The organism is Parafrankia elaeagni (assembly GCF_000374165.1).
Classification (GTDB): Bacteria; Actinomycetota; Actinomycetes; order Frankiales; family Frankiaceae; genus Parafrankia; species Parafrankia elaeagni.
In genome coordinates this window covers 36,707-48,469 of sequence record NZ_KB893772.1, presented here as the reverse complement: position 1 = coordinate 48,469, position 11,763 = coordinate 36,707, and the positions used below count along the sequence as shown (strand labels likewise).

Here is an 11,763-nt window from a genome sequence, read left to right as displayed (position 1 = left end):
AGGGCATAACCATGGCGGACGTGTCAGTACGATTGCCCGCGGATGGCGGTGCCGAGGTCGTTCTGAATCTGTCCGTCCTGCAGGCGATGCGGCTGATCGAGTCCATCACGAGCAGGGTCGCGGACGTGATGGCCGCACCCGGGCGGGCCGGAACCGGCGCACGCTGAGCGGGGGCGCCGCACAGCCGCCGGCGGATCGCGAGGCGGATCGCGAGGACGAAGGGATCCGGACCGGTGGCGTCGGGCGCGGCCACCCGGTTGACTTTAGGCGCCGGGTGCCCCTACGCCCGGTGTCGGCAGCAGCGCGACGGGTGGCCATCGGCCGCCCGGGTGCCGCGCTCGCCGACCGTCACCGTCGCGCCGCCCGGCGTGGCCCTGGTCTGTAAGGAGCCGGTCCCGTGCCCGAGTCCTCATCCCGCGTCGCGATTGTCACCGGAGGCGCCCGCGGCATCGGCGCCGCCATCGCGCAGCGTCTGGCCACGGACGGCCTCGCGGTGGCCGTGCTCGACCTGGAGGAGTCGGCGGCGAAGGGCACCGCCGACGCGATCGCCGCCGCCGGGGGGAAGGCCCTCGCCGTGGGTGCCGACGTCTCCGACTCCGCGGCGGTCGACGCCGCGGTCAGCCGGGTGGCCGCCGAGCTGGGCGCGCCGACCGTGCTGGTCAACAACGCCGGCATCACCCGCGACAACCTGCTGTTCAAGCTCACCGAGAGCGACTGGGACGCGGTCATGGGCGTCCACCTGCGTGGCTCGTTCCTGATGGCGAAGGCCACCCAGAAGTACATGGTCGAGGCGAAGTGGGGCCGGATCGTCAACCTGTCCAGCATCTCCGCGCTGGGCAACCGCGGCCAGGCGAACTACTCGGCGGCCAAGGCCGGCCTGCAGGGCTTCACGAAGACCCTCGCGATCGAGCTGGGCAAGTTCGGTGTCACCGTGAACTGTGTCGCGCCGGGCTTCATCGTCAGTGAGATGACCCGCGCGACCGCGCAGCGCATCGGTGTCGCCTGGGAGGACTACCTGGCCGCGGCGGCGGAGAAGATCCCGGTGGCCCGTCCGGGCGAGGTCGAGGACATCGCGAACGCGGTGTCGTTCTTCGCCGCCGAGACCGCCGGCTTCGTCTCCGGGCAGATCCTCTACGTCGCCGGCGGCCCGAAGGCCTGACCGCCGCGAGGGCCGCGGACGTCGCGACGCCGGCCACCGCTGCCGGCGGCGGCCGGCCCGTACCCCGCAGAACGCCCCGCCGAGGCGCTGCCACGCACCTGTCGCCGGGCCCGCACCCCGCCGGGTGCCGTGACCCGGCACCCGGCGGGGTGCGGGCCGGCCGCCGCCGTCCGCAAGGATGGACGGGGGCCCGTAAGGCGCGGGCGGGAACGGAGCGGGTGCATCGTGCGGAAGCGGACGTCGTGACCGGTATCGCGGGCGGCGGGTCGGGCGGTGGCCGTCCTGGCCAGGAGCCCGACCACCACCACGGGCACGGAGAGGACCACGACGGCGGGTCGCTGCGGGACCTGCTCGCCAGCGCGCTCGCCCGCCCGGTGTCGCTGGTGCGGACCCGGCCCAAGCGGCCCCCCCGGCTGACCGAGGAGCAGCTGCACTCGGGGCGGGTGGTCGCCTGCCACGTGTACGCCGAGGGCAGGCGGGTGCCCGACGGGTCGAACCTGCTGACCGCGGCGAACATCGCCCGCCGCCAGCACGACGCGTTCGCGTGGCTGGGCCTGTTCGAGCCCAGCGACACCGAGCTGGCGTCGATCGCCGAGATCTACGGCCTGCCCGCGCTGGCCGTCGAGGACGCGGTCGTGGCCCACCAGCGTCCCAAGATCGAGCTGTACGGCAGCACGCTGTTCATGGTTCTCAAGACCGCCTGCTACGTGGAGCACGACGAGCTGACCGCCGACACCGAGGTCGTCGTCACCGGCGAGGTGATGGTGTTCGTCGGCAGCGACTTCGTGGTGACGGTGCGGCACGGCAACCACGGGGCGCTGGAGAAGCTGCGGGCGGATCTCGAGGGACGGCCCGAGATGCTCCAGCACGGGCCGTCCGCGGTGCTGCACGCGGTGTGCGACGGCATCGTCGACAACTACCTGAATCTCGTCGAGCGCCTGGACGCCGACGTGGACGCCGCCGAGGCCTCGGTGTTCGAACGGTCGGCGCGGCCGTCGGTGGAGAAGCTCTACCAGCTCAAGCGGGAGGTGCTGGAGTTCAAGCACGCCGTCGCCCCGCTGAACAACCCGCTGCGGATGCTCTCCGACACGGCCCTGCCCATGATCGACCCGCATGTGCGTGACCACTTCCGGGACGTCTTCGACCACCTGGTGCAGGTCACCCAGCGGATCGCCCACCTCGACGAGCTGCTCTCGTCGATCCTGCAGGCGACGCTGACGCAGGTGACGATCTCCCAGAACGAGGACATGCGCAAGATCAGCGCCTGGGTGGCGATCGGCGCGGTGCCGACCGCGCTGGCCGGCATCTACGGCATGAACTTCGACCACATGCCCGAGCTGCGCCAGGTCTGGGGCTACCCGGCGGTGCTGCTCCTGATGGCCGCCATCTGCCTGTCGCTGCACCGGGCGTTCCGCCGCAACGGGTGGCTGTGACCTGATCTGGTGTGCGGGCCTGGTGCGCGGACCTGACCTGGTGTGCGCGCACCCACGGCGGGCATGCCCCGGAAGACACCATCCCGTCCGTCCGGGGCAGTGCCTCCGCGGGGGCGCCGCCCCGGACGGGCGGGATGCGAGGGGAGCCCGAGGGGGTGCCGGGATGGCGTGTGCCGCGTTACCGTTGGGCCCGCCGCGTTCCCTGGGCCCGGAGTCCGAGGCGATCGAGGCCGATCCGTCGGTGACCGAACTGCTCGGGGTGCTGCGCCGCCACCTCGGGATGGAGCTCGCGTTCCTGGGCAGCCTCGACGAGCAGTGGCTGGTCCTGCAGGTCCTGGACGGTGACGCGGCGTCGTTCGGGGTCCGGGCGGGCAGCACGATCCGCCGGGAGGCCGCCGTGCACCCGCAGGTGCTCGGCCAGGACGAACCGGTCATCATCCCGGACGCGCACCGCGACGAGCGGCTCGGGCGCACCGGCATGGTCGACACCCTGGGCGTCGGTTCCTACGCCGCCGCGCTGGTCTTCGACAACGACGCGGACGTCTACGGTCTCGTCGGCTGCCTCGGGCATGAGCCGCACCCCCGGCTGCGCCCCCGCGACGGGCGGTTCGTCGGCCTGCTCGCCGCGTTCCTCAGCGACGCGGTCATCGACCTGCGCCGGGCGTGGGAGTCCCGCAGCCGGGCCTCGCGGGTCGTCAGCGACCTCATCGACGCCGGCGGCCCGGACATCGTCTTCCAGCCGGTGGTCGACCTGCGTGACGGCACCGTCGCCGGGGTGGAGGCGCTGTCGCGCTTCCCGGGCTCGACCGGCGACCCCGAGGGCTGGTACACGGTGGCCGGGCAGGTCGGGCTGGGCACGGAGCTGGAGCTGGCCGCGATCCGCCGCGCCCTGGCGGCCGTCCGCGACCTGCCGCCGCCGGTCGCACTGTCGCTGAACGCCGCCCCGGCCACGATCGCCTCGGGCCTGCTGGGGCTGCTCGGGACGTCCCGTACGTGTCACCGGATCATTGTGGAGATCACCGAACACGAGCACTTCAGCACCGACCCGGCTGTCGCGCGCGGCATCGCGGCCCTGCGGGCCCTGGGCGCCCGCATCGCCGTCGACGACATGGGCACCGGCTACGCCGGGCTGGAGCAGCTCATCCGCATCCGCCCCGAGATCGTCAAGCTCGACTACGTGATCACCCATGGGGTGGACGTCGATCCCGCCCGTCAGGCGGTGGCGGCGGCGATCGTGAGCGTGGCCCGGAAGATCGGCTGCCAGGTGATCGCCGAGGGCATCGAGACCGCCGCCGAGCTGCGGGCCGTCCGCGGGATCGGGATCGACTACGGCCAGGGCTTCCTGCTCGGCCGCCCGGCGGGCAGCGTGCGCGCCGCCTGCTCCCCCGCCGCCGTGTCCCTCAGGACGGCCTGCCTGCGGGCAGGGCCATCATCCGGGTGAGCAGCCCGGCCACGAACACCGTGTGGCGGTGCAGCAGCGCCCGGTCGAGCTTGTCGAGGTTGCCACCCGGCGCCACCTGCAGCAGATAGGCCGGGCCGGTGATCATGCCGATCGTGGGCAGGCCCAGCCGGTAGGGAAACGTGCCCTCCCCGTACAGGCCGTTCTGGAACGGCTTCTGGATGCCGACCCGGGTCAGCCCGCCGTGTTCGACCTCCTCCTCGGCGAGGCGGCGCAGGGTCTCGCTGTGGCCGACGGCGACGGCCACCGGTTCGCTGCGCCCGGTGGGCCGGTAGGGCGCGGTGCCGCCCTGGTCGTCCCAGCCGAGGGCGCCGAGGTGCTCGGCGGCCAGCGCCATGTCCACCTCGGCGAGGACCTCGGGGTGCTCGCGCAGCCAGGCGTCGGGTTTGACCGTCGCGGCGTCCGCCGCCATATGCGTGGGTGAGAACAGGAAGAGCAGGTCCCGGGCCCGGGAGGCGGCCGGGTAGCGGCTCAGGTACTCGGCCAGGGCCAGCAGTGCCGGGCCGCCGTTCTCCTCCAGGGCGTTCTGCCCGTCGGTGTGGGTGGTGACGAGGACGGCCCGGGGCCGCTCCCCGGCCGGACCGGCCCCGGCGCCGGCCCCGGCCCCGGTGGCGGTGGCGGTGGCGGCGCGGGCACCGGGCAGGCGGGCCAGCAGGTAGTCGACGGTGGTCTCGCGTCGGCTGGCTGTCAGGACGAGCGTGGCCGTCGCCGGGCCGCGGGCGAGGATCTCCCGCAGCCGGGCGCCCTGCTCGCGGTCGAGGCGCAGCGCCGGCAGGCCGGCGTGCTCCTGCTGGTGCGGGGTGTACTGGCCGGCGGCCAGCTCGGGGGTCTGATCGACGATCTCGATCATCGCGGCGGCGCCGTGGGCGCGGGCCAGCGGCAGGCTCGGTGGTGGGGGCACACCCAGCCAGACCCGGGAGTAGTCCTCCTGGGCGAAGTCGGCGCGTGCCTGTGGTGGCAGGACGGTGTAGGCCAGGTCGGCGAGCACGGACGCCGTCAGCCGGGTGATCGGCGCGTCGACGACGACGATCGCCCCGCCGAGCCCGCCTGCGGTGCCTGCCCCGGTGGCACCGGCGGCAGCGGCGGCACCGGCGGCCTGGTAGGCGGCCTCGTCGCCGGCGTGGGCGTCGATCAGCCGGCCGGTGACGCCGGCCGGGCCGGTCTCTCCGGAGTGCGGCCGGTAGGAGGCCACCGGGATCGGCCGGGTGACGCCCTCGGCGTCGGTGACCCGCAGGGACCACGAGCGGGCCAGCCATTCCTCCAACCGGGCGGGGTGGCGGGTGACGGTCAGCCCGTAGCCGCGTAGCTGCCGGTCGAGGTCGTCGATGAACGCGCGGTGTGCCGGGGAGCCGGGCAGGCGCGGACCGGCCGCGTTCATCCGCTCGACCCAGCTCCACAGCGTGTCGACGTCCACCAGGTCCTGCGCGGTGACGGGGCCCGGGGAGCCGGTCAGCGGCGGGCGCGTACCGGGGCCGTCGCCGCTGTGTGCCGCCGCCGCGGCCGGGCCACCGCCGGCGGTGGTGGAGCCGTCGCAGCCGGCGCCCAGGCCGCCGGCCGCGGCCAGGGCCCCGGTGGCGGTCAGGCGCAGCGTCGTGTCCAGGAAGCCGCGGCGGCTGGCGGGCGGCCGGTGCGGTGTGTTCATGGTCACGATCATCGCACTGCCGGGCGGTCACCCGCCGCCGATTGCGTGCTCACCCACCGCCAGCGGGCGGCTCGGCCGAGACGCGGGCCGGAGCACCGGTCAGATCACCGATGGCCGCGCGCACCATCCGGCCGAGGTCGTCATCGCTCAGCCCGGCGAACACCTCACCGCCGAGCACGAACCCGCCCACGATCGCCCCCAGGGCGCAGGTCAGCCGCACCCGCAGCTCGATCGGGACGGTCTCGTCGGCGAGGATCGACCGCAGCCGTTCCCGCAGGTCGGCGTGCTCGGCATTGTCATGATGCGGCCCCAGCCGCTCCACCGCGCTGTGGTTGCGCAGGTGGAACAGGAACAGCGTCCGGTTCGCCAGCATCGTGGCGACGATCAGGTCGAACGCGGCCGGCCAGCGGTCGGGATCGGCGAGGTCCGCCTCGAGGTCCTCGAAACCGGCCCGGCCGAGCTCGTGCAGGCGCAGGTGCAGCGCCAGCAGGATGTCGTCCTTGCTGGAGAAGTGGTAGTACAGGGCCGCCTTCGTGAAGTTCATCCGCTGCGCGATCTCGCGCAGCGACACGGCCTCGTAGCCGGCGTGGGTGAACAGCTCCAGAGCCACGTCGAGGATCCGTTCGCGGGTGCTCTTCTCGCCTTCGACGGGGGCGGGCGGTCTGGGCATGATCCTGAACCTACTTGACGGGACTCGGCGATGTTGCTTACCTTGCGGCAGGTAAGCAATATCTTACCTGCCGGCAAGTTATTGAAGAAGCGGAGCTTCCTGTGGGCGACACCATGATCGAGGCTGTCGGCCTCACGAAACGCTATGGCGACACCCAGGCACTGGCGGGGGTCGACCTGAGCGTTCCCGCGGGCACGGTCCTCGGCGTCCTCGGCCCGAACGGCGCGGGCAAGAGCACCGCGGTGCGCATCCTGACCACCCTCGCCCGCCCCGACGCCGGCCACGCCACCGTCGCCGGGTTCGACGTCGTCACCCAGGCGGGCGAGGTCCGGCGCCGCATCGGCGTGACGGCGCAGGACGCGACGCTCGACCTGGCGCTGACCGGCCGGCACAACCTGCGGATGGTGGCCGAGCTCAGCGGGCTGCGGCGGCGGCCCGCCGCCGACCGCGCCGACGAGCTGCTGGAGCGCTTCGACCTCACCGACGCCGCCGACCGGGTGGTGAAGGGCTACTCCGGCGGCATGCGCCGCCGCCTGGACCTCGCGGCCAGTCTGGTGGGCCAGCCGGCCGTGCTCTTCCTCGACGAGCCGACCACCGGGCTCGACCCGACCAGCCGGGCACGGATGTGGGAGGTGGTCCGCGAGCTCGTCGCGGCCGGCACGACGATCCTGCTGACCACCCAGTACCTGGAGGAGGTCGACACCCTCGCCGACCGCATCGCCGTGATCGACCACGGCCGGGTCGTCGCCCGCGGTACCGCCCGGGAGCTGAAGGCCGCGACCGGCGGGCACCGCCTGGAGGTCACCCTCAGCCGCCCGCACACCGAGGCGGCCGCCGCGCTCGGTCTGCTCGTCGAGGGCCGGGTCGACGTCGGCGGCGACGGCCGGCACCTGCGCGGGGCGGTCCGGGCCGGGGCCGGGGTGGCCACCGAGGTCATTCGGGCCCTCGACGCCGTCGGCGCCCTCGTCGACGACGTCGCCGTGCGCCCACCGTCGCTCGACGACGTCTTCTTCGCCCTCACCGGGACGCCCACCGCCCGCACCGGTGCGGGCGGCGACGGGCGGGCCGGTGACACCGACCGCGACAGGTCCGACCGCGACAGGTCCGACCGCGACAGGTCCGACCGCGCCGGCGACCCGGTGGGGGTGGCCTGATGTCCACACTCACCGTCGCCCGCCCGGCCACCGGTGGAACCGGCGCGGGCCCCGTCCGCGGGGCGGCGCGGGACGTCGCCGTGCTGACCCGGCGCAACCTCGTGCACGTCGCCCGCGAGCCGCTGGCGCTGTCCGACATCACCGTGCAGCCGGTGCTGTTCACGCTGTTGTTCGTCTACGTCCTCGGCAGCGGGGTGTCCGTCACCGGCGGCTCCTACCAGGACTTCGCCATCCCCGGCCTGATCGCGCTGAACCTCACCACCTCGGCGATGGGCACCGCGGTCGGGCTCAGCAACGACCTGCGCACCGGAGCCGTCGACCGGTTCCGCACCCTGCCGATCTGGCGGGCCGCCGTGCTGGTCGGCCGCTCGCTGTCCGACCTGCTCGCGGCGCTGGTCTGCATGTCGATCGTGCTGCTCACCGGGCTCGCGATCGGCTGGCGGCCGGACACCTCACCGGCCCGGTTCGTCGCCGCGCTCGCACTGCCACTGCTGTTCAGCTACGCGCTGGCCTGGGCGACCGCCTGCCTCGGCCTGGTCAGCCAGGGGGCGGAGAGCGCCCAGTCGGTCGCGCTGGTCGTGCTGTTCCCGCTGGCGATCGTCTCCAACGCGATGGTGCCCACCGCGGGCATGCCGGCGGTGGTGCGCACGATCGCCGAGTGGAACCCGGTCAGCGCGCTGACAGCGGCCATGCGGGAGCTGTTCGGCAACCCGAACCCGTCCGCCGCCTCGGACGCCTGGCCGATGCAGCACCCCGTCGTCGCCGCCCTGCTGTGGTCGGCGGCGATCCTCGCGGTGACCGCTCCGCTGGCGGTCACCCTCTACCGCCGCCGCACCACCGACTGACACAGCGTCAACCCTAGGTTGACGAGATCTGCATCGTCAACCTAGGGTTGACGGCATGAGTTCCGTGGACCCCACCACCCTGACCAACGACGTCCGCCTCGACGACCTGATCGCCGCGATCAAGAAGACCCACAGCGACGCTCTCAACCAGCTCTCCGGCGCCGTCCTGGTCGCCGACCACCTCGGCGACGTCGCCGACCACCTCATCGGCCACTTCGTCGACCAGGCCCGCCGCTCCGGTGCGTCCTGGACGGAGATCGGCCGCAGCATGGGCGTGACGAAGCAGGCCGCGCAGAAGCGGTTCGTGCCCCGAGAGCCCGGCGAGCCCTCCAGCCTCGACTCCTCACAGGGCTTCAACCGCTACACCCCGCGGGCCCGCAACGCCGTGATCGCCGCCCAGAACGCGGCCCGCGCCGCCGGCAACGCCGAGATCACTCCCGGTCACCTCACCCTCGGCCTGCTCGCCGACCCCACCGGCCTCGGCGCGGCCATGATCGCCTCCCAGGGCGTGGCCCACGACACCGTGCGCGCAGCCGTCACCGCCGCCCTGCCACCGCGCGTCGACGACCTCCCCGCCCTGGTGCCGTTCGACGCCGCCGCCAAGAAGGCTCTCGAGCTCACCTTCCGCGAGGCGCTGCGGCTGGACCACACCTTCGTCGGCACCGAGCACGTCCTGCTGGCCCTGCTGGAAGTGGAGGACGGCGCAGGCCCGCTGACCACCCTGGGCATCACCAAGACCGCCACCGAGGCCAGGATCCGCGAAGCCCTGGCCATCATCGCCACCCGACCGGAAACCATCTCTGCCAAGCAGGCCGACGACGACCAATGATCATCGCACTCAGGCGACGCAATCCCCCGCAGCCTATGGAAATCGCGAGGTCAGAAGTCCCGATATCGCGCGGATCTACCGGCGCCGATAACTGGGGTTCATGGACAGGGTGCATGATACGGAGCATCGGCTAGCACATTCTTCCACTCCTCCTCACCAAGCCGATTCGAGGGCTCCACGCAGGCGTTCCTCACGAGACGATCAGCATTTATATCCCAATACCAGGCGCCACGCCCAAAGCCGCCAACAGCCAGCAGGAGATCGTCTGGACTAAATGCCACGCCGGAGACCTCACCGGCGAGACTGACGAGCGTGGCGACTGATTGCGCGCTCGTACCGCGGACGGCGGTATCCCATATCCGACTACTGCCGTCTTCACTGCCGGAAACCAGCAACATACCATCCGGACTGAACGCTATGTCGGTTACAAAGCTGGTGTGACCGACGAGAGTGGAGATCGGCCGAAAAAACTTGCCACGAACCGTGGTATCCCATAGCTGGATCGTGTTACCAGAATTAGTTACAGCCAGTAGACCACCGTTCGGACTGAATTGCACAAATCCGGCTTGCCCGAAACCTTCAGCGGGGAGGGCGGGACTTACGAAGGTGGCTATGGCAGCAATACTTTGTCCACGCGCTCCAGCATCCCACACCTGCGTGGTGCCGTCCGCGCCACCGGATGCGAGTAGCTTTCCATCCGGACTGAACTGAATTTCGACAGAATTGTGAGATTCTCCAAATGTTGCAGATGGCCGGGTAACATCACTGCGACCGGCTACATCCCACAGCTGGACGTTTTCGTAGCCGCCGGTGGCCAGCACCTTCCCGTCCGGACTGAAGGCAAAGTTCATATATGCGTCCGGTGTAGCGAGTGTAGCCAGAGGTTGAGTGACGCGACCACGCACAGTGGCGTCCCATATCCTGATTCCAGCAACACTCGTGGCAGCAGTGATCGTGTTACCGGTAGCCAACAGATTCCCGTCCGGGCTGAAGACTATTTTCAATAGACCATCGGTGGAACCCACAAAACTGGTCAACGGCTGGACGACCTCGCCACGGGCGCCGGTATCCCACACCTCGAAGGTGTTATCAGAGCCACCAGCGGCCAGCAGTTTCCCATCCGGACTGAAAGCCAAATGGGAACGGACCGCACCGGGAGCAAAAAAAGTTACAAGAGGACTGGCGTCGTCTCCGCGAGCAGTCGTATCCCATAGCTGGACTACACTGTTATTATTGATGTCGACGCCGCTCGTGGCCAGCAGATTCCCGTCCGGGCTAAACTTCAGATCATTAGAGCCGATCAGGTCTATGGGCAGTGACTGGTGGGTGGAGGTGAGTAACATCAGGACACTACTGCGGGCTTGAGAGGTAGGAGCGGTGCGGTAGGCGGCGATCGCCAGTCGCCGGGCGAGGTCCGGTTGCTCGGCCGCGATTCTTGACGACTCGGCGGCCAGCCGCCGAGATATCTCCACCCGCCCGAGCGACGGCGCATTCCCGAAGGGCCAGACGACCGCCCCCACCACAGCCAGCACCATCACCGAGGCCAGCAATGCCACGACCCACGGACTTCTCAGGCTGAGCCCGCGGCGGGCTCTGCGCACACCTGCCCTGCCCGCGGCCGGCGAACCCTGCGGTCGCCTGCTGGCGTTCGCGTCGAGCGGATGATCAGCCGCGCGGCGCACCGTCTCGTCGAGGTGCAGCGGCAGCCCTGCCCGACTGGTCCAGCCCGGGCCGTAGCTGTCCGTGGCAGCCTCGGCCAGATCCACCGCAAACCCGGCAGCATCGGGATGCCGGTGCGCCGGGTCCTTCGCAAGCGCACGCCGTACCACCGACGCGACCAAGGGAGGCACCCCGACCATCGGCGGAGGAGGCTCGGTCAGATGCTGACGCCACAGCGTCTGCACCGACTGGTTCGGATCGAACGGAGCGGTACCCGTCAGAAGCCGGTACAGCACCACACCCAACGCATACAGATCGGTCGCCGGTCCCAGCCGCCCACCCTCGATCTGCTCCGGCGCCATGTACATCGGGGTCCCCGCCCGACCGCTCGCCGTCGCCGCGGTGCCATCGAACAGCTTCGCGATCCCGAAGTCACTGACCTTCACCGTGCCGTCAGCGGCGAACAGAATATTGTCGGCCTTGATATCCCGATGCAGAACCCCGCGGGCATGCGTGTGTTCCAACGCCACCGCCACCGCCAGCCCGACCGCGCACGCCTGCTCCCCGCTCATCCCCTGCCAGCGCCGCGACAGCGTCCCCCCGGGAAGCAGCTCCATCACCACCAGGCACAGCCCCTCGGCCTCGACATAGTCGAAAGCCCGCACCACATGCGGATGATCGAACCCGGCCAGCACCTGCGCCTCGGCGACGAAGTCCAGCGTCGCCCCCTCGGGGCCCTCCGCCTCCAGCACCTTGATCGCCACCGGACGGCGCAGCTTGCGATGCCGCCCTGCAAGCACCAGCCCGAACGCCCCCGCCCCCAACTGCCTACCCACCACATAGCCGGGCAGCGCCCGCTGCACCCGCTCACGCCGGATGATCACGTCACACCCTGTCCCAGAGCGGATCCACC

The 11,763-nt window shown here is 71.3% G+C and carries 10 protein-coding genes; 7 read left to right on the top strand and 3 right to left on the bottom strand.

Going from position 1 to position 11,763, the window contains the following annotated elements; genetic code table 11:
- The first annotated feature begins 20 nt into the window (after positions 1 to 20).
- From B207_RS40855 to B207_RS0127985, 4 genes are all read left to right on the top strand, one after another.
- Positions 21 to 167 carry a hypothetical protein gene (locus B207_RS40855; RefSeq protein ID WP_195905374.1) on the top strand — a complete coding sequence of 49 codons (147 nt, stop codon included), beginning with the start codon at positions 21 to 23 and terminating at the stop codon, positions 165 to 167.
- A gap of 230 nt (positions 168 to 397) precedes the next feature.
- On the top strand, positions 398 to 1,159 hold the full coding sequence (gene fabG, locus B207_RS0127995) for a 3-oxoacyl-ACP reductase FabG (protein WP_018640012.1): 762 nt from the start codon (positions 398 to 400) through the stop codon (positions 1,157 to 1,159).
- A 218-nt stretch (positions 1,160 to 1,377) separates the two neighbouring features.
- Positions 1,378 to 2,592, top strand: a complete 1,215-nt coding sequence (locus B207_RS36000) for a magnesium and cobalt transport protein CorA (protein ID WP_018640011.1) — start codon at positions 1,378 to 1,380, stop codon at positions 2,590 to 2,592.
- A 163-nt stretch (positions 2,593 to 2,755) separates the two neighbouring features.
- A complete protein-coding gene (locus tag B207_RS0127985) occupies positions 2,756 to 4,033 on the top strand; it encodes a sensor domain-containing phosphodiesterase (RefSeq protein ID WP_051102698.1) in 1,278 nt (425 codons plus the stop codon).
- On the opposite strand, the gene B207_RS0127980 is transcribed toward B207_RS0127985, so the two are convergent.
- Positions 3,993 to 5,693, bottom strand: a complete 1,701-nt coding sequence (locus B207_RS0127980; RefSeq protein WP_154675670.1) for a hypothetical protein — start codon at positions 5,691 to 5,693, stop codon at positions 3,993 to 3,995. The two genes, B207_RS0127985 and B207_RS0127980, sit on opposite strands and share 41 nt — an antisense overlap.
- Positions 5,694 to 5,742: 49 nt before the next feature.
- Positions 5,743 to 6,363, bottom strand: a complete 621-nt coding sequence (locus B207_RS0127975; protein WP_018640008.1) for a TetR/AcrR family transcriptional regulator — start codon at positions 6,361 to 6,363, stop codon at positions 5,743 to 5,745.
- Positions 6,364 to 6,464: 101 nt separating this feature from the next.
- Here B207_RS0127975 and B207_RS0127970 point away from each other — a divergent pair, with 101 nt between their 5' ends.
- Genes B207_RS0127970 through B207_RS0127960 form a run of 3 tightly spaced genes read left to right on the top strand, consistent with a single transcriptional unit; the run spans position 6,465 to position 9,191 of the window.
- Positions 6,465 to 7,517 carry an ATP-binding cassette domain-containing protein gene (locus B207_RS0127970; RefSeq protein WP_018640007.1) on the top strand — a complete coding sequence of 351 codons (1,053 nt, stop codon included), beginning with the start codon at positions 6,465 to 6,467 and terminating at the stop codon, positions 7,515 to 7,517.
- Entirely contained in the window at positions 7,517 to 8,362 is an 846-nt protein-coding gene (locus B207_RS0127965) for an ABC transporter permease (RefSeq protein WP_018640006.1), read from the top strand. The genes B207_RS0127970 and B207_RS0127965 overlap by 1 nt, the downstream gene beginning before the upstream one ends.
- Positions 8,363 to 8,417: 55 nt before the next feature.
- Positions 8,418 to 9,191, top strand: a complete 774-nt coding sequence (locus B207_RS0127960) for a Clp protease N-terminal domain-containing protein (RefSeq protein WP_018640005.1) — start codon at positions 8,418 to 8,420, stop codon at positions 9,189 to 9,191.
- A 98-nt stretch (positions 9,192 to 9,289) separates the two neighbouring features.
- Here the strand turns inward: B207_RS0127960 and B207_RS37335 are convergent, their stop codons facing one another.
- The gene (locus B207_RS37335; RefSeq protein ID WP_018640004.1) at positions 9,290 to 11,734 is read right to left on the bottom strand and encodes a WD40 repeat domain-containing serine/threonine protein kinase; all 2,445 of its coding nucleotides are present in this window, start codon (positions 11,732 to 11,734) and stop codon (positions 9,290 to 9,292) included.
- Positions 11,735 to 11,763: the final 29 nt, after the last annotated feature.